Raw genomic sequence first — 17,880 nt, forward strand, 5'->3', positions numbered from 1 at the left:
AGGAGTAGCTGATGCGACATTATCAATGTGTATTGATTGCAGCGATTGTTTTGGCTTTTTTAGAATGTGGGCAGCAGCTCGTTTGTGGTGGACCAAGCGCGACGGTAGCAATGCGGCTCGATTCTGTTGCGCCTTGTGTAAAAAATAGTGCAACCCAAAAATGACGAAATCGTAGCTGGCAAAGCGTAAGTCTGACGAGGTGGGAACGCCGTTACTCGCTACCGACCCATGAAGAATTTGTAACCATTCCGCCGCACACGAGCGCCGAAGCACAGATTTCCCCGTTAGGCACGTGCGGGGTACGCAGCTATTCTTCGCCATGAAGAGCGTCGCGCCTGTTGCCATCAGCGTTCGTCACGCCGCCAGGCGACTATAACTCTAGCAAATGCAACATTGGTAAAAGCAGCACTGGCAAAAGTATCACTGGCAAAAGTATCACTGGCAATGACAAAAGGGTGCCTGCAAATATTTCCCCCCACTACAAACCAGCTTTCCCAGTTTAACACTCTTTTTCCCATCTCCCGCCAGTTGCTAGTGTGACTCTCCGCGTTATTTTTCACCGGGGGTCCGGGGTAAAAAAATGGCCTTTCAGAAATGCTTATCGCCAAATACCTGTAAGCAAAAATAAAAAATCGCCATGTTGTCGCCCCAGCGGTTTTCTTGGCGGTCGCGCCGTTCTCTTCTTGCCCGGGGGGGAGTGCTGCTGCTAATCCCTACCGTTAGCTTGGGTTACACCGTTCCCTGATCATCTTTCAGTTACCCGCTTCCCTTGCTGGTCATTACGCAACGAATTCGGCACCAAGCCAATTCCCCTACAATGCCATAAATTCCCCGGGACTTTTTCGGCGTAAAAAATTGGCGGATGGAATGGAATAGATTATTCAAGGGCGCGGGGAGTCTCCCCCTACCACCTCCCCGCCTCCCCAGCATTGCCGCCTAGCGAGTTTGAATTCACCTTCACATACGTTATTTAACGGTCCCAGCTTCCAGCCTGGGTGCCAGGGGTTGAAATGACACAACCCCCATAACTACCGCGTTTTGTGGAGTACTGTCATTTGTCACCGTGCAATAACTTCTGAAATTCACTTCCGCTAGGCTGTACAGTCAATGCCTCCAACACTAGATATTTAACCTGCTCTCGGGTTTTGAAAGCGAGCTTAGACCAGAGCGATACCAAATCAGCCAGCTCAGCTTTAATTTCGTCAGAAAATGCACCTAATGCATGGGCTATTTGACATAAATGCTTACCACAAAAGAGAATTAGAATTTCTTCGTTTACCCCCTGAAGTGGTACATGTACGTATGCATAAACTCCGATAGTTTTCAATGCCCACACATTTTTTTTGTGTCTCTTGTTTCGTGTGGATTACATTGGATACTAGAGGTGAGCCAGAAAGTAAGCCAAAAACGGAGCCAGACTTTTGCTTGTTCAGTCCACTCTGTTCCAGGTAGTCGGCATCCGTAATCGTACGGTAAACTGGCTCCTTTACGCCACACACCTGGACCGCACCGTTTGCGGTCTAAATCCTGAATCATGTGGTACGTGCAGCCTGCAATTGTTCCGGTGCTTACCGAGGAGAACTTATCCCATGCGATTGATTCTCTCGCCTGCTTTTTCGATGCTCATGGTTGTGGTGATGATTGCAGCTTGCGGTTCTGCCGCGGCTCAAGTTCTCGACAAGCAGAAACAACTTGACAACCAGACCTTTTGGGATAACCGCGATTGGGATTGGTATGTCGAGCACATTCCTTTCTTCGAATGCCCAGATGCGGACATTACGACGACATATTATTACCGATGGGAACTACTGACGAAGCATCTGACATATGGGTCGCCAAACAGTGGCTACTCGTTCACTGAGTTCATCGACCGGCCGTTTTGGTCGGGGGCTTACGGAGCGATCAGTTGTCCGGCGGGACATCAGCTTTATGAAGCTCGGTGGCTGCGGCAGCCGCGGATCGCTCGCGACTATTTGAAGTACTGGTTCCGTACGCCGGGGGCTCAGCCGCGAAACTATTCGACGTGGCTGGCGGATTCCGCATGGGCCGTGAATCAGGTGCATCGCAACGATGCGTTCGTAGTCGACCTGCTGCCGGATCTCGTCCGAAACTACGAAGGCTGGGAGCAGCGGCATTTCGTCCCTGAAGTTGGCCTCTTCTGGCAGACCGGCCATGACGACGGCATGGAATTCAACATCAACAGCCGCCAGACCAAGGACATCCTCCGCGGAGCTCCTAGTTATCGGCCGTCGTTTAACGCTTACATGTGGGCGGATGCGGTAGCGATTGCAAAACTCGCGAGGCTGGCAGGTAAGTACGACGTGGCCGAGCGCTTCGATAAGAAGGCCGAGTCGCTCAAGACCACGATGTTGAAACTACTGTGGGACGACAAGCGGCAATTCTTCTTTCCGGTCTATAAGAACGACGAGGAACGAGACGGGTACAAGATCAAGGCGCTGACGAAAACTTACGAAAGCGGCCAATTCTCCGGTGACTCGCACGGACGCGAGTTGATCGGCTATGTGCCGTGGCAGTTCAATATGCTCAAACGGGACAAGGGTTATGAAGCCGCCTGGGCGAAACTGATGGACCGCGACGGATTCTTCTCGGACTTCGGACCCTCGACGGTCGAAAGAAATGATCCGCTCTTTCTGCTCCAGAAGTCGTGCTGCTGGTGGAGCGGCCAGTCGTGGCCGTATGCAACGACACAGACGCTGAAGGCATTGGGAAATGTTTTGCAACAAGACGTAGCCGAGTTACGCCGTGACTCGGATTTGACGTCACGGAGTGCCGCCGCGACGAAAGCCGATTACCTCAAACTGTTGCAAATCTATGCGCGCTCGCACCGCAAGAACGGCAAGCCGTATCTCGCCGAGGCTCTGCATCCCGATACCGGTTCGTTCGAAGGACACGACGGCTACAATCACTCGGAGCATTATTTCCATTCGGGATTCTGCGATCTGGTTATCACGGGATTGGTCGGGCTGGTTCCGCGCGACGATGAGACGCTCGAAGTGAATCCGCTCGCGCCGGCCGATTGGGATTACTTTGCCCTCGACGATGTGCCGTATCGCGGTCATCGCGTCAGCGTCGTGTGGGATAAGACCGGCGAGCGATACAAACTAGGCGCAGGAATGCATGTGATCGTTGACCGCCAGCAGGCCGCGTCCTCGGCAAGTCTCGAGCGTATCGCGATCAAGCTTGGTGCCTCAAATCCGCGAACAACCTCAGTTCATGACCTGCATCTGACGGCGACGAACTTTGCCGTTAACAACGACGGCACGTACTATCCGCGACTGACCTCGTCGTACTCTTCGCCCAAAACGTCGATTAGCAAGCTGCACGACGGCAACTTCTGGTACATCCCGCATCCGCCCAATCGCTGGACGTGCGAAGGCTCGCCCAACGAAAGCGATTGGGTCGTCATCGACTTCGGAGTCAAGCGGACTATTCACACCGTGAAGCTCTATCCCCTCGACGACAGCGGCGAGAAGGATGTGGTCGTGCGTGCTCCGCAGCGGATCGAGTTGGAAGCCTGGATCGACAACGAGTGGCGTCCGATCAAGCCGCAAAGCGATGTGCTCGACAAACCGCAAGGGCACCGCGCCAACGTCGTGAAGTTCAATCCGATCAAAGTTGCTAAGCTGCGAGTCACTCTGCATCATCGTCCGGACGGAAAGTCCGGTCTCTCCGAGATCGAAGCTTGGGGCGACGTTTCGTTGCCGCTGGAGCCACCGCCGCCGCCAACCGGCAATCTGGCCTACAACCCGAAACCCGACGGTTTACCCAAAGCATCGGCCTCATTCTCGGATCGCTTCGGAGGCAAGCCTTCCAGCGCCATCGACGGCAAGACGGTGTTCCTGCCCTCGCCGATGAATCGCTGGACCAGCTTTGAATCGAAGTCGGAGACCGATTGGTTGGAGATCGACTTCGGCCGTGTGGTCGAATTCCGTCGAGTGGAGCTAGCCATCTACGACGACCGCGGCGGCGTTCAGCCTCCAACCTCGTATCTTATCCAGCACTGGACCGGCACCGAATGGCGTGATGTAGCTAACGCCCAGAACTCTCCCGAGCAACCAGTTGGTAGCGAATGGAACCAAGCTCGTTTTGATCCAGTGAAATCTTCGAAAGCCCGCATCGTCTTCACGCATCGCGGCAATTCACGCAGCGGTGTTTCGGAAGTGATGGTATGGAATGATTGATTCGTCGCAACATCGGGGAGGGTGGTGACAAAATGTTTCTGACAAAGCGGTGAAGACTATGAAGGTGTAGCACTTCGCGTCCGAGCGGCGCCCTGTGCCAAAATGAGTGTGCGCTAAAAAGACGCAATCGAGTCTGACAAATCGTCAAACCGGCGAGGTGGGAACGCCGATACTCACTGCCGACCCATGAAGAATTTGTAACCATTAGGATCGGGTCGCCCTCCTCGTGGCGGATGCAAATGGTTAAATGCTTGCGGTGTTGATCGATTCCCAGGTACAAGATAATCGGGTGCTCCTGGCCAAAAGGGAATAATTGACGCACCACGGCGTTGACATCGGGTTATACTCCATTGTCCAGACCTTCATTCTTTCAGAAAATCAAGTAGAACCCTGTCAGACTTGGGCTAGCTAAGTGACTATCGAACTGAATCATGCAATCCGCTAGCCCTCCTCGTGGCGTACCAAGGCCATAACTTCGCCGCGAACTTTAGCCGACAACCCGGGCCAAGCCTGGATCAATTTCAAGAGTTCTGGATCATCGTTCCCAGTTCTCGCTAATGGTGCTTCAAGGCCAGTAGTGCGCGTGGCAGTGCCACGGCGTGCAGAACCAGTATTTTTTCCCGCGTTTGGCACTAGTGTTACTACCCCTCGTGGGGTATCGGCTGCCGCAATAAATAAGTTGTGTGATGATCGCGAACAGCACATATAAATGCACTTAATGTTGATGATGTATATGAATATTCCTTAAAGATAACTGGTTACTTTGTCTCGGCGTATTTTTCCATACACCCGCACAACATTTTCTTCTGCTGAAAGAACGTCGAACCCCCCAATCTCGTTTATCCCGCGCCGTACTAAAAATATCGCGCCTGATTGCAACTTAAGCTAACTCAAGTAAAATATATGCACACACCGCATGGCCTGTCGATTGCCCCTCCCAATCGATTTCTGATTTCAATATTCTTGGCCCAGGAAAGACACGAATCATTATGCCTATCGATGGAACCCTGTACGAGCGCCTGGGGGGCGATGCGGGAATTAAAAAGTTGATTGTAAAATTCTATGGGCGTGTGCTGGCCGACCCGTATTTGATGCCATTTTTTGCAAATGTCTCGGTGGAAAAGCTCATTCGCATGCAGCGGGAGTTTTTTGGAGCCGCCTTTGATGGTCCGATAACCTACAGCGGGCTATCACTGAGCCACGCCCATGCCAACCGGGGGATCAATTCGGAACATTTTGGCATGTTTGCCCAGCATTTATTAACAACACTGGAAGAAAACGGCGTGTCGGAGGAGGATATACGCGACGTGATTCACCGCATCGCCGCCTATAAAAACGATATCACGGGGGAAGCGTATTAAACTCCCCCGCACTGGTTTTCCGCCGGGAAACACCAGGCCGTGGAAAATCTTGTCTTCGCAGAAATTTCGCTATGATTCAGCAAATTCCGGCTTCTCGTACTCAATTTTACTTTTAGAACCGCCATATCGGCGCAAGTGGCTACCCGAAGGCACCGAGGACGCGGGCTTTATGGTCAAGCTTTCCGCCTCGACCGGTTCGATGGAAATAGTCAGTTCGCAGATGGCCAGCGTTACGCCCACGATCATCAATATAACACTGACAACAAAAGTTGATAAAATCAACGATGTCACCCAAGGCAATTCGTGCGATAACCCTAGTAACAGCGTAATGACCAGCATGCCCACGACGGATAACAGCAGCATGATTAGCGAATTTCGCACCAGCTTGGCCCGGCGAAGGACCAATTGGCATTGTTGATCCACGGTATCCAATCGCTGGCGCAGGCGGATCGCCAGTTCGGGATGTTGCGGGTCGCTGGTGGATTGCACCGTGACTAAACGGACATCCAGATCAAAACGCTCTCGAAAAAACAGCCGCAGTCGGGTGGTAATGGCGGCTAAGCGATTATAAAGCGCCAAACAGATCAACCCATTGGCCGAAATCATGACCACCGGAATCGCTAGCTCCCGGATTGTTTCAGCGGCTTGCATAAAAATTTACCGCAAAAATAAAATTAGCAAATTCGCAATATTTGCGGTTGAAAAAGGAGCGCGGGGGTCTCCCAGTGACAAATTGAAAACCGCAAACCCCACTCTTAAAACCGGCATCCCGTGGCCATGTTCACCCAGCATTCGCAATCGCCTCTTTTGTCGGCTCAATAGCCAAGCAGCCAAATAGCACTGCCCAACCGGTAAAATCAGCACCATTGATCCCGGGCGTACGTTCGTTATCGCCGACAGAGGGACGGAACTTTAGCATAAGCCGCTAACACCCGCTGCTACCGCCGCCAACCACCCCGGTGCACCCGCGAACAGCCTAGCCGCGAAAATTTCTAAACTATGTAAACTGCAATTGCCATACCAAACCTGGAATATCTGTAAAAATGCTGAATAGGCACCATAAGACTCCTATTATTGTGGCAAAGAGGTGCAATGTTGCTTAGGCAGCGCGCAGCTATCGCAGGGAGGCCCGCGTATACTAGTGACGGCAAGCGCACAAGGAGGGAGACCGGACAGCCCCCCTTTGCATTTGCCTCACTGGGGAAGGTGTAAGAATAAAATAAAATTATTTCCAAAATGAGAGCAATCAGTTAATGTTTGATTTACCTGAAGATAAGCCATTTCAGCCGCCACGAATACATCGGGGACGAGAAAAGCCGAATAATGAGGGGGAGTTGGCGGCGAAACGAGGCGGCGAAAGCCAACCGGCGACAAAATGTCGTCGCTACGGCAGGGCGACCCGACGTCGCCGCTCCGGGGAGACACGTTAAATCTCATGCATTTCGGTGTGGTTAATAATTATTCGCACAAAATAATAGCCAAAAAATGGCAACGCCAGACCAACAGTCAACACGCTAAGCACAAACCAGATTAACGTTTGCGCCACGATGCTCCAAATATTAATCGTACAGACAAAACGGTAACGCTTGTTCATGGGAGACCAGGGGAGGATGGAGAAATGGAGTTTGGGGATTGGTTTTTGGTTACTGATATTTGGTTAATTAATGGTATTCCGTGGTAACTACGGCGGAGGTCGTACAACCCCCGAATGGAGGTCCGCAAAAGTTCGACTATTCCAAATCACCTCGCTTGATTGACGAATTCTGTGCGGGCATTCTGAATTCATCAGTCATACTTCAAACTTTGATTTAGGTTCAACCACCGCCACTCGCTCCGCGGATAACTCTTTCTCTTTTCGCCAGTACACGCAAAATCTTGCCCAAAACTTGCCCCGGACTATCGCTTCTCTTTTGCCGCAGGCCGGCAAAAACGCTAAAATACCAGCGTAGGGTGGATGGCCGCAATAACACCAAAATACAACCATTTAATTAAAAATTCTCCATGGCCGCTCCCGCGATTCGGTATCTGGCGTTTGATGTCGAAAGTGTCGCCGACGGCGCGCTGGTCAGCCGCCTGCGCTATCCCGGCGAAAAACTTTCTCCTTCCGAAGCGATCCAAAAGTACCGCGCGGAACTGCTGGCCAAATTTGACAGCGATTTTATTCCCCACACCTTTCAAATCCCCCTGTGTATCGCCATTGCCAAAATCTACGCCGATTTCTCCTTGTGCGATTTGGTCGTGCTGGACGAACCCCACTACCGCCCCCATGTCCAAACCGAGCATTTTTGGCGCGGCTGGGAAAAATACAAACAACCCACGCTGGTCACGTTTAATGGGCGGGGCTTTGACGTGCCGCTGTTAGAACTGGCGGCGTTTCGTTATGGCATTTCACTGCCTATCTGGTTTGGCGGAGTGAAAAGTTTTGAACAGCCGCGCAATCGCTATAACAACCAGGCGCATTTGGATTTGCAAGAAGTCCTGACAAACTACGGCAGCGCTAAATTTAACGGCGGCCTGAACCTGGCGGCCAATATCCTGGGCAAGCCGGGAAAAATGGACGTACAGGGAGATATGGTGCAGGATCTTTATCAAGCGGGCAAATTGGCCGAGATAGCCGGATATTGCCGTTGCGACGTGCTGGATACGTATTTTGTGTTCTTGCGGACACGGGTGCTAGTGGGGGAAATTAGCCTGACCCAGGAGCAGCGATTGGTCCAGGACGCCCAGGCGTGGCTGGAAGAGCGTCAAGAGGCGCAGCCAGCGTATCGGCGCTATTTACAAAATTGGGGAGATTGGCCGAATCCTTGGGCGAAGTAGCGGAGCAGTGTTTAATTGATCTTGGTTAAAAGTAGGTTGGGACCAGCCGTCAAATTCTTACTTTAAAATTGTATAACACTTATCGGCCTTGCTTAACACTTATGGGTTTTGTCCCAGCATGGGAAAACCTTATCTGGTGGGACAGCGCTGGCAATCCACCACAAAAATTGATACCCCTTTGGCTGGTTGTCCATACCCTACATTTTACGCGCTAGGGCCGTCGGGGACGGAATTCATCAGCCAGGGTAGGCCCGCTAAAGCCCGCTTCAAACGCGTGCAGGCCAAAGCGTTCGCTCAGTTCCCGGCAGACCTGGACGCCGCGGACGCTATTCCCTTTTTCGTCAAGCGGTGGCGAAAATACGCCAATCCCAAATTTGCCCGGGACGACCGCCACAATCCCGCCCCCTACGCCGCTTTTGGCGGGAAGGCCCACGCGAAACGCCCATTCCCCCGCGTAATCATACATGCCGCACGAGAGCATGATACTGAGGACATCCTTGACATATTCGGCGGGGAGGGCACGCTCGCCGGTGACGGGGTTAACGCCCCCATTGGCCAAGGTGGCCCCCATGACGGCCAGATCATGGCAGGTGACCAGCAGGGAACATTGCTGAAAGTACAGTTCCAACGTTTCCTCCACCCGGTCGCGAATCATCCCAAAGTTGAGCATGAGATGGGCGATGGCGCGGTTGCGATGTCCGGTGGTCCGTTCGGACATAAAAATGGAGTTGTCCACATAAACTTGGCGGCCAAAGTACCGGCCGAACATGGCCAGCATGCGCGAGATCCGTTCGGAATAATCGACCCCCTCGATTAAATCGGCGGTGGCAATGGCGCCGGCATTCACCAGGGGATTAAACGGGCGGTTGGTGGCCTCGTCCAGGACGATGGAGTTAAAAGCTTCGCCGGTGGGTTCGACGTTGACCTTGGACAGGACGTGTTCACGCCCATGATCCTGCAGTGCCAGGCCGAACATAAACGGCTTGGAGACGGACTGCAGGCTAAACAGTTGTTGGCAATCGCCGGTCTCCACGCATTGGCCGTCGCAACTGACGACACTCACGCCAAACCATTCGGGTTGGGCCTTGGCCAATTCGGGAATATAGTCCGCCACCTTGCCGGTGCTAACGGGCTGATATTTGGCGTGCAGCCGGGCCAGGGTCTCGCGAAAGGGAGCGGCCGCCGATTTCATTTTGGAAACCAGCGAATCCAGATAATTGACGTCTGTGGACAATGGGGGGGACCTCCCGGCTATCCGAAAAAATCAACGATAAAACCGCGGCGAAAGGATTACTCCGCCAGGCGCGCGGCGATGCGCCGCAATTCGAGGGAAAAGGGATGGTTGGGATAAACCGTGGTAAAGATGCCGCTACTGGCCAGACTGGCCATCTCCGTATTGAGCGGCAGCATCCCGATGACCGGAGCGCGGTAGGTGGACTCGATTTGCGTTTTGAGGGCATCGCGGTCCAGTCCCTGCGGGACTTTGTTGATGATCAGCAGGATTTCCCGCACTTCCAGCCGATGGGCTAGTTCCACGGTGACGGCCGTCCCCTGAAAATCCTGATTGTCCGGCCGCATGATCAGCAAGAATTTGTCGCTGATGGCGATGGATAGCAGCGTTTCCTCGTTGACGCCCGGATGCGTGTCGATGAACAAATAATCCAATTCCAGTTCCGTCACCAGTTGCTGGATGCCGTCGTTGAGCTTGCCCACGTCGTACCCTTCGCGCAACACGCGGGCGATTTCGCCCGAGCGCACACTAGAGGGGATGAGGTAAATCTTGGCCCGGGGGGAAAGTTCGGCACCGGGCGGGACCGCCACGGCCGTCACGTCGTAGGCCGCTTCCTGGATGCGGCATTTGCCCCACAAAAAGTCGTTGAGCGCAAAGCGTATTTTATCCGCGGATAAGCCAAAGATGACATGAATTCCCGGCGATTGAATATCGGTGTCGATGATCCCCACGCGTTTGCCGGTCTGCGCGATCAGGGCCGCCAGATTAGCCGTGGTGTTGGATTTGCCGGTGCCGCCGCGAAAAGAATGAATAGCCACAACTACTGACACAATATATCCTTCAAGAAATGACACCCAACATCAAAAACCATAAACAAACCACCGGCGTTGGAATTAACTAGCTCCAGGTGTCTTCCATGATCCGCTTGCCCCGCAAGGCGTTGGCCGCTTGCTTTAATTGCAAAAAGTAGTCACCCTGTGCGATTTGTTCCACTTCCCGCGAGACTTGCGCGGCGTCCAACTGCAACGCCGGCACCACCACCGGATCAAAGGTGATCGTGCTATGATTATTCTCCGCGGAATCGCAAGTCATGAATCGCAACGAACAGCCATGCGGGCCCAGCCGAAAAACCACCCCGTCATGCAAATCATATTCATCCACGGCAACACCCTTGATCATCAACCGTTGCCGACTGATCGATGACACCCGCCAACCCAGCGAATCATGCGTGAGATGCGCGTGGGCCCGCGAGACATACGGATCGGCAATCACCACGTCGTTATCCTCGGCCCGACCAAGGGTGATGGATTCGCGATCGGTAAACTGCCAAGTTTGCAAGGGACGCGTTTGGTCCGAATCCAAGAGTTGTAACTGAATATTTAGCACGCCAAGCTCCGCCTAAGTTTGGCAAGAATAAGCCACACAAAAGAACTTCACTATAAACGCATATTCCATGCCGAGACCTGGAAGAGTAGGTTATTTGCGTAATTTGACCCGAAAAACATCTATTTCTTGCTAGCAACGCAGGCATTTATTGCTTATTTATTGTGCTGATAGCATTAACTAGTAAAACTCTGGGCATTCTCCGCTGCCAGAATTTACCTAATCCAAAAAGTCCATTTCTTCCTCAAGATCGCTAGTTGGGCGTTCGATATTAATGCGCAAGTGCAAAATCCCGTCATGATTCTTGCGCGACTTATCCGCCTGCAATCGTGCCGCTAGCAAAACTGGTTCTGGCGCGGACTGGCCCCCGGGAGATTGCCTGATATGGCAGCCTTGCGACCCCGAATTCGACCCAAACTGCGCGGTTCCGCCACGCCCCAGCCCGGGCTTGTGTTGGATGCCGGAAAGAGTCCCGCTCCAGTCCCCTCCGCCACAGCGCTGGATGAATTCACGGGGCTATTGCCGGAGGAGACCTTTCCTCCTGTCTTGGCCACGATCCCTTGTGTCCTGCGACAGATTTTTGACCCATCAGCGGAAATCCTTCCCCTAAAAAATAACCAGGAAGTCACCGCGCGGTCCAACCGGGAAGATTTTCCCGCGCTTGCCGTTACCATGTCCTCCTCTTCGACCGACATCCTCCACGACCAGCTTCCCATGGTCGCCGCCACGGATCAACCCGACTCTTCAAACGGTGCGGTCCGGTTGGCCAAGCTATTAGGTCCCTTGACCGCCGCAGCGATTACCGCGGAAACGAGCGCGCACGTCGACCCTAGTGAACAGCCTTCGCCCTCTGTGGATCCCACGCCATTCACGGGAAAATATTGGCCCCGGCGCGTATTGGCCTCGCGCTGGCTATGGACAACTTGTGCCATGGTATTGTGCCTGGGGCTAACCAGCTTGGCTCTCAAGTATCGGTTTCAACCTCGAACAGGGGGGGGAACGGTGTTACCCGCCGAACCGGTCAATACAGCGGTCAAGCCGCAAGCTCCCGCGGCGCAAGTCCCCCGCACAGCCGCGCGGCTCAATTCTTGTTTTGTTCCTCAAACGGAAACCAGCCCCCCCACCGCTGGTCTGTTTCCCGCGCATTCGCTTCCTTTAGCCAAAGATTCCGCGGTTAACACCCCTGCCACACCTTCACCAGGACCGGCGTTAATACCCCCAGGCGCAACCGGGACGAACTCCGGTGTTAACCCTATTCCCGCAACGACGCCCCCAGCGGACGCGGCCATCCCTGCCCTGGATCAGGTGCCACACTTTGAGGCTAAAGTACCCGATCGATTTCGCACCGCCCAGGTCGAGCCATCTTCCGTTCCGTCGTCTTCAGAAACAAGCGGCGACGTGGCAAATGTTTCCCCTGCGGCCAATTCAGCCCCTGTGAATTTTCCGGCAATCAATTCCCCAGCAATGAATTCCCCCGTAGAAGCCACTCAGCCGCTGATGGCAATTTCGCCGCAAGCCAACATGGTTGTGAATCCTCATTTTCAACCAGCTACCCCGGCAAACGGCATGGCGGCCAATAACACGGCACAAGTTCCAGCGACCATTGGCCAGGGTCAAATGATTGTTCCACCGTATCAACCCTCTGGTAGTCTCCCTGCGGATTTTGCCTCCCGGCCAATCACGCCCCCTGGCGTCAACAATGTGACGGGGGGGCCGCTGCCATTTCCTCCGGCAACCAGTCAATTCCCTCCATTCCAACCGCCGTTAGAACCAGTTTCAACAGGCCCCGCGCCGATTTATTCCGCTTCGGGACAAAATCTGTCCGCGGGCGAACCCCGGTTGGATGGAACCATCAACGCCCTACCGATCCGTCGATAATCATGAGCCAATTGGACCAAGCGTTTATTAAAGCGTTTTCCACCGGATCGGGACGGCTTACGTCCGCGCCTCAGGAAACTTTGGCAGCCGAGGCGGCGCAAACCCCGGCCGCTGATCCTATCCTTCAGCCCACAGCGCGTTTTATGCAACAGTACGCCGGTGTGATCGAAGTGACAAGTCAAGGCCCGCAAAGCTATGAACCTGTTTTCGCAGCGCAGGTATCCCCGAACGCGGGAACATCTGCGGCGGTCTCCGCAAGCTCCAGCCAATTGCCCGGCACCTCCGCAAAACAGCAATCCCTTCCCCGTCCCCATGCCAAGTTTTCGCCCGGAACTGTCCCGGCGACAACCAGTGCCACAGTCACGCCCATCTCGGCCCGGCAAATCTCGCTTCCCGCCGCGTCCGGGGATACACGGCGTTCCTTACCCGCGACGGCAAAACCCGCGCCTCCGGTGGAACGGCATTGGCATCGCCATGACTCACACCAAATTGGCGGTGAAGCTCAAGGTATCTCCCCCCGCGGCGAGGGGACGCCGCTGATTGTGGAGGAAGCCACCCCCCCGACCTTGATTGCTGGCGCGTTGCCCCGCGCAACTCCCCCGGTGGAAGCCGAACCCACGGCGCGTCCCCTGCCCCAGCCCAGCCCTCCGGCGGATTTTGAGCCGATCGCGGGACGCATCACCGCGGGTAACCGGCCGTCGCTGGTGGAAAGCCACATTCCCCCCCAAACCACGGTCGAAACTCCGTTTCGCGCCGCGTACGAGGTCGAACAATTTGCCTGGCTTCCCGTTATCGAAAACTTATGTCGCGACCAAAGCGCTGGCCTTGCCCAGGTGGTCCGCGAACTGGCCACCGAGTCCGCCCGGGGAAAGCAGGTCTTTGCCCTGACTAGCGTGCAGCGGGGCGAGGGTCGCACCACCATGACTCAGTGCCTGGCACGCAGCGCCGCCCTGCAAGGACTGCGCACATGCGTGGTCGATTTTGACACCGACAAACCCCGCCTGGCCGAGCAGCTAGGCGTGGCGCTGGACGCCGGCTGGGAAAGCCTGATCGAAAGTCCCCGCCCCCTGGCGGAATTGTTGATTGAATCATTGCAAGATCGCTTGAGCGCGTTGTTGCTAAAGGGGGTGTTGCCGCCGGAACAGTGGCCCGCCCAGGCGTCGCTGTGTCAAACGTGGTTTAACCAATTGCGGCGGGAATTTGATGTGATCCTGGTCGATACCGCGCCGGTTGGATTACCACAGGAACAAATCCCGGGAGAAGTGGGAACGGGCGCGCGCGATCAATTGTTGGCGGGCCTGGAAGTGGCCGATGGTCCGATTGACCGTTGGATCGTGGTGCGGGATGTCAGCCAAACCAGCCTGCCCGAACTGGCCCGCTGGCAGCGGAGGATGCATGCCTTGCATTTGCCGCTATTGGGCATCTTGGAAAACCGCGCCGAAGCGCGTCTGACCACCGCGGCCAGTGGTTAAGTTCAGCGGCGGATAGAGTCAAACGACGGCGGGGCGATTTTTTGCGGTCAGGGATGCTTATGTATGAAAATTATTGGGAACTCACGTGCCAGCCCTTTGCCGAACGGAACGGGTTGGACCTGTATTTTCCCGCCGAATCCCACCAGGGAGCGTTGCTCAAACTGCGTTATGCCATCCAACAAGGGGCGGGAGGGACGGCGTTGGTCGGTCCCCCGGGCGTTGGCAAAAGCCTGTTAATCGAGCTACTCAAAGCGCATTTAGAGGCGGATAACCAGCCGGTCGCACAAGTGAGCTTTCCCCTGCTGCCCGCCGCCGACTTATTAGCGTATCTGGCGGAGGAATTGAGCGGGACGCGGTTTTTACAGACGCCCGGCCCCCGCGCTAGTTTGCGCCGGATCGAGGATGCCGTTGGGCGCTATGCCGCTTTGCGGCAACGTCCACTGTTGATTTTTGATGAAGCCCAACTGCTGCATGACGCCGAGCTGCTGGACATGCTGCCGCTGTTATTAAATCTGCTTCCCGGCGCCAGCGGTTATCCCGTGGCGCTGTTATTTGTGGGTGAGGGACAACTGCTACGAACGATATCCCGCAATGCGACATTGAACAGTCGCGTTTCGGTGCGTTGTCAGTTGCGGGCCTTGACGCAATCAGAGACGGAGCAATACGTTGGCCAACGACTGCAAGCGGCGGGATGTCCGCGGCAAATTTTTACCCGCGCGGCCTGGCCGATACTGTGGCAATTGAGTGGCGGCATTCCCCGCCGGATCAATCGGCTCTGCGACTTGGCGCTGCTGATTGGCTATGCGGAAAGCCATGACCAGATCACGCCCGAATTGCTGGACAATGTCCAAGCGGAACTACTCCCCCTGGCGGCTTAAACAGTCTGATCCGCCTCACTCCCGATTCACCGTCGTGGCGAGTTCTACTCGCCGCTCTCCGTCGTGGCGAGTTTTACTCGCCTCTCTGGTTTTTGGATGCTGGTTTTTGGTTCGATTTTTGGGCTAAAGCATCGCCACGCAGTCCAGCTTTCCAGGCTGGTTGGGGACGGATCGCGACATAGATTCCCCAGACACGCCGCCAACAATACGGCCATCAACGGGGCAAGGCAAGCGTAACCAAGCAGAAGATCTAGCTAATTTAGCAACCACGGCCCTCAAACAACCACCCCGCCGTAGCTTGTACCATCGATTCTTCGTGAATCAATTGCACTTAGTACCGCGGTGGAGGAGCTTGATCACCACGGGGCAACGGACGTAAAGCCTGGATTGCTTCGGGTGTCGAGCCATAACCTGGCAGCAACCCCGGCTCTTCCTGATAACTGACCATTTTTACCCGGTCATCACGCCGTTGCGTGGACGTGCCATCTTGTTGCGATAGCGGAAACATCGGCGGTTGTTCCATGCTTGCTCCCAATCCCCGATACGCTGACGGAGCCTGTCCGTTGGTCCCCGCCGGAGGGCTGATCGTCCCCGGCTGCACATACCCCGGCTGCGTGGCGCCCGGCTGTTGAGTCGCGGGATAAACCACATTGCCACTCGTGTTCGGCGAGCCCCCGTAGGTCGAGGGATAACTGGTCACCGGCGTGTATTGCGGCTGCTGGGCCGTATATTGCGGCTGCTGGGCCGTGTATTCCGGTCCCCGGGTCGTGGGCGTGGCGGCCCAGGATTGCGCGGGAGGAGTCATGGATTGGCCATTTGCCGCTGGAAAGTACGGGGGAACGCCATAGGGACTGGCGGCTACCGCGGGGGGCTGATTTTGGGGAATGTTGGCCTGCATTGGCTGACCCGGCTGTCCCGCGACGGGGGCATGCTCTTGCAACCAGTTCCGGGCGGCTACCATTTGCGGATCAATCTGCACCGCCTGCGCCATCGCCTGGGTAGCGGCCGCGGTTTGATTATTCTTATGCAGTAAGATCGCCAAGTTGTATTGCGCCACCGCCGGAGAGTGCGCCTTGGTCAGTTGATTTAACGCGTCCTGGGGTCGATTTTGGGCGGCGTAAACCGTGGCCAGGTTATTGCGGTACAACACCTTGCCAGGTTGCAAATCCACCGCTTTTTCCAGCTTGACGGTCGCTTCGCTCAATTTCCCTTGGCGGGCCAGGCACAGGCCCAAATCATTGTACGCCCGCGCTTCCTTGGGCTTTTTGGCAATGGCTTGTTCGTACAGCTTGATGGCCTTGGCCGGGTTGCCGGCCCGTTCCTCGAAGTGGGCGTATTTGACGAGAATTTGGGTATCCTGGGGGTTGGCCTTTTGGGCTTGTTCATATTTTGCTCGAGCGGCGTCGGAATCCCCTTTTTTCTCTAATATTTCGGCCATGACCAGATACGGTTCGGGGCCGGGCTTGTTGTTATATTTGAGGGCCAAGGTGTCCAAATCGGCGGGCGTTTGGACATCATAGGAGATTTCGCTTTTGGCGGGGGGAGGCGCGGTGGATGACCAGTTCCACCAGCTTTTGGTGGTGGCGGTGTCCGTCGAAGAGGCCGTTTTGGCCGGGGTGCTACAGCCGCCCAGGCAGCTTGCGCCTAGTAGCAAAACAGCAAATGAAAGCCAAGATCTGCGCATGACAAACCTCCTTGTCGCGGGCGGTGATCATCCTTGATCGCCGGAACACCAGCCATGGCTGGCAACACATTTCTACAACAGCGCGAGGGAACGGGTAAAAAGGGGTTCCCATCCTGGCCCGCCGTCCGCGGAATACCCCGTCTACGCAAGGTCCGCTTTTTTCCTCATCGGCAGAACGCCCCGCCCGCCTAAAATCCAAATTCACGGCAAATTCCACCCAACCGGCGCCGCTAGCAGCGTTTTACCGTATGATGGCGGTGATCCAGGCTTACGGCTGGCCGGTTATTGACCGCTACCGCTATCGCTTTCACCACTGGTTGATTCCGGCAACCGCGGCACCGGCATGCTGGCGTATAACTTGCGATTAACCGCGTCCACGTATTCCGCCGACCATCCTTCGCTAGGCATGTTCGAAACAACCACCTCGGGCAGCGGTCCATCCGTCACCATGCCCGCCACCGCGGTCTGCACGGCATCAACGCGGGTTTTGGTGAGGGCTTCGCTGGCGTTGCGCTCCACAAAGACCGTGCGATATTGCGGCGGGGTCTGGGTAAGGATATAGCGGACTTTCATCTGGCCTGTGGTGGAGAGCTTTTGATTGTTATCAAAATGCTGATCCCCCAGCAGGCATTGTCGTTCCCAGCCAGCGTTGGCAAAGACCTGCAGGTTTTGCGGTACGGTCTGCCGATCCGCCGCGGCAAAGGGCTGCGGCCAGTAGTTATTGCGGTGCCAACTGGTTTTTACATCGCCAAAAAAGCTATAACCACTAGGCCAGGCGGCAAAGCCAATACTGGCGGACGACAATAAGGCCCCGACCAACAAGCCGCGACAAAGTAAACGGGTCATGGTCAGTTCCTTTTTGGAGGGGGAAGGGGGATCGTCCGTGGATTAAGCACAATTACGGCCAGGATGCCAAACCACCCACGCCCTGACTGCTAGCTTGACAGGATACAGGACAGTGGGCGGTTAGACCC

The 17,880-nt window shown here is 55.2% G+C and carries 16 protein-coding genes; 7 read left to right on the plus strand and 9 right to left on the minus strand.

Going from position 1 to position 17,880, the window contains the following annotated elements; translation table 11 throughout:
• Positions 1–11: 11 nt before the first annotated feature.
• Positions 12–164, plus strand: coding sequence for a hypothetical protein (locus SFX18_08935; protein ID MDX1963264.1), 153 nt, complete (start codon positions 12–14; stop codon positions 162–164).
• Between the two features lie 180 nt (positions 165–344).
• Here SFX18_08935 and SFX18_08940 read toward each other — a convergent pair whose 3' ends face one another.
• Entirely contained in the window at positions 345–560 is a 216-nt protein-coding gene (locus tag SFX18_08940; protein MDX1963265.1) for a hypothetical protein, read from the minus strand.
• 1,029 nt (positions 561–1,589) lie between these two features.
• Here SFX18_08940 and SFX18_08945 point away from each other — a divergent pair.
• Both SFX18_08945 and SFX18_08950 read left to right on the plus strand, forming a co-directional pair.
• Positions 1,590–4,202, plus strand: coding sequence for a discoidin domain-containing protein (locus SFX18_08945; GenBank protein MDX1963266.1), 2,613 nt, complete (start codon positions 1,590–1,592; stop codon positions 4,200–4,202).
• A gap of 989 nt (positions 4,203–5,191) precedes the next feature.
• A complete protein-coding gene (locus tag SFX18_08950) occupies positions 5,192–5,563 on the plus strand; it encodes a group 1 truncated hemoglobin (protein MDX1963267.1) in 372 nt (123 codons plus the stop codon).
• Positions 5,564–5,632: 69 nt separating this feature from the next.
• Here SFX18_08950 and SFX18_08955 read toward each other — a convergent pair whose 3' ends face one another.
• Both SFX18_08955 and SFX18_08960 read right to left on the minus strand, forming a co-directional pair.
• The gene (locus SFX18_08955; protein ID MDX1963268.1) at positions 5,633–6,214 is read right to left on the minus strand and encodes a DUF2721 domain-containing protein; all 582 of its coding nucleotides are present in this window, start codon (positions 6,212–6,214) and stop codon (positions 5,633–5,635) included.
• Positions 6,215–6,989: 775 nt separating this feature from the next.
• The gene (locus SFX18_08960; GenBank protein MDX1963269.1) at positions 6,990–7,157 is read right to left on the minus strand and encodes a DUF6693 family protein; all 168 of its coding nucleotides are present in this window, start codon (positions 7,155–7,157) and stop codon (positions 6,990–6,992) included.
• A gap of 407 nt (positions 7,158–7,564) precedes the next feature.
• On the opposite strand from SFX18_08960, the gene SFX18_08965 reads away from it, so the two are divergent.
• Entirely contained in the window at positions 7,565–8,380 is an 816-nt protein-coding gene (locus SFX18_08965) for a 3'-5' exonuclease (protein MDX1963270.1), read from the plus strand.
• A gap of 211 nt (positions 8,381–8,591) precedes the next feature.
• Here SFX18_08965 and glsA read toward each other — a convergent pair whose 3' ends face one another.
• The 4 genes from glsA to SFX18_08985 all read right to left on the minus strand — a co-directional run bounded on the left by glsA (position 8,592) and on the right by SFX18_08985 (position 11,336).
• On the minus strand, positions 8,592–9,614 hold the full coding sequence (glsA, locus tag SFX18_08970; protein MDX1963271.1) for a glutaminase A: 1,023 nt from the start codon (positions 9,612–9,614) through the stop codon (positions 8,592–8,594).
• Between the two features lie 56 nt (positions 9,615–9,670).
• On the minus strand, positions 9,671–10,441 hold the full coding sequence (locus SFX18_08975; protein MDX1963272.1) for a MinD/ParA family protein: 771 nt from the start codon (positions 10,439–10,441) through the stop codon (positions 9,671–9,673).
• Positions 10,442–10,508: 67 nt separating this feature from the next.
• The gene (locus tag SFX18_08980; GenBank protein ID MDX1963273.1) at positions 10,509–10,997 is read right to left on the minus strand and encodes an FHA domain-containing protein; all 489 of its coding nucleotides are present in this window, start codon (positions 10,995–10,997) and stop codon (positions 10,509–10,511) included.
• 216 nt (positions 10,998–11,213) lie between these two features.
• Positions 11,214–11,336: a hypothetical protein gene (locus SFX18_08985; protein ID MDX1963274.1), complete on the minus strand. Its 123-nt coding sequence runs from the start codon at positions 11,334–11,336 to the stop codon at positions 11,214–11,216.
• Positions 11,337–11,378: 42 nt separating this feature from the next.
• Here SFX18_08985 and SFX18_08990 point away from each other — a divergent pair, with 42 nt between their 5' ends.
• The 3 genes from SFX18_08990 (at position 11,379) to SFX18_09000 (ending at position 15,222) form a co-directional block, all read left to right on the plus strand.
• Positions 11,379–12,872, plus strand: coding sequence for a hypothetical protein (locus SFX18_08990; protein MDX1963275.1), 1,494 nt, complete (start codon positions 11,379–11,381; stop codon positions 12,870–12,872).
• Between the two features lie 143 nt (positions 12,873–13,015).
• Positions 13,016–14,344 (plus strand): hypothetical protein, encoded by a 1,329-nt coding sequence (locus SFX18_08995; GenBank protein ID MDX1963276.1) that lies wholly within the window; start codon positions 13,016–13,018, stop codon positions 14,342–14,344.
• 59 nt (positions 14,345–14,403) lie between these two features.
• Positions 14,404–15,222 carry an AAA family ATPase gene (locus tag SFX18_09000; GenBank protein MDX1963277.1) on the plus strand — a complete coding sequence of 273 codons (819 nt, stop codon included), beginning with the start codon at positions 14,404–14,406 and terminating at the stop codon, positions 15,220–15,222.
• A gap of 331 nt (positions 15,223–15,553) precedes the next feature.
• Here the strand turns inward: SFX18_09000 and SFX18_09005 are convergent, their stop codons facing one another.
• Positions 15,554–16,906, minus strand: a complete 1,353-nt coding sequence (locus SFX18_09005; GenBank protein MDX1963278.1) for a tetratricopeptide repeat protein — start codon at positions 16,904–16,906, stop codon at positions 15,554–15,556.
• 282 nt (positions 16,907–17,188) lie between these two features.
• Complete coding sequence (locus tag SFX18_09010) at positions 17,189–17,752, minus strand: hypothetical protein (protein ID MDX1963279.1); 564 nt, start codon at positions 17,750–17,752, stop codon at positions 17,189–17,191.
• Between the last annotated feature and the right edge of the window lie 128 nt (positions 17,753–17,880).

Source organism: Pirellulales bacterium, from assembly GCA_033762255.1.
GTDB lineage: Bacteria > Planctomycetota > Planctomycetia > Pirellulales > JALHPA01 > JANRLT01.

What these genes read in the sequence shown, in the direction of transcription:
- SFX18_08935 (MDX1963264.1), top strand. Translation starts at nt 12, where the DNA reads ATGCGACATTATCAATGTGTATTGATTGCAGCGATTGTTTTGGCTTTT.
- SFX18_08945 (MDX1963266.1), top strand. Translation starts at nt 1,590, where the DNA reads ATGCGATTGATTCTCTCGCCTGCTTTTTCGATGCTCATGGTTGTGGTG.
- SFX18_08950 (MDX1963267.1), top strand. Translation starts at nt 5,192, where the DNA reads ATGCCTATCGATGGAACCCTGTACGAGCGCCTGGGGGGCGATGCGGGA.
- SFX18_08955 (MDX1963268.1), bottom strand. Translation starts at nt 6,214, where the DNA reads ATGCAAGCCGCTGAAACAATCCGGGAGCTAGCGATTCCGGTGGTCATG.
- SFX18_08960 (MDX1963269.1), bottom strand. Translation starts at nt 7,157, where the DNA reads ATGAACAAGCGTTACCGTTTTGTCTGTACGATTAATATTTGGAGCATC.
- SFX18_08965 (MDX1963270.1), top strand. Translation starts at nt 7,565, where the DNA reads ATGGCCGCTCCCGCGATTCGGTATCTGGCGTTTGATGTCGAAAGTGTC.
- SFX18_08990 (MDX1963275.1), top strand. Translation starts at nt 11,379, where the DNA reads ATGGCAGCCTTGCGACCCCGAATTCGACCCAAACTGCGCGGTTCCGCC.
- SFX18_08995 (MDX1963276.1), top strand. Translation starts at nt 13,016, where the DNA reads ATGCAACAGTACGCCGGTGTGATCGAAGTGACAAGTCAAGGCCCGCAA.
- SFX18_09000 (MDX1963277.1), top strand. Translation starts at nt 14,404, where the DNA reads ATGTATGAAAATTATTGGGAACTCACGTGCCAGCCCTTTGCCGAACGG.
- SFX18_09005 (MDX1963278.1), bottom strand. Translation starts at nt 16,906, where the DNA reads ATGCGCAGATCTTGGCTTTCATTTGCTGTTTTGCTACTAGGCGCAAGC.
- SFX18_09010 (MDX1963279.1), bottom strand. Translation starts at nt 17,752, where the DNA reads ATGACCCGTTTACTTTGTCGCGGCTTGTTGGTCGGGGCCTTATTGTCG.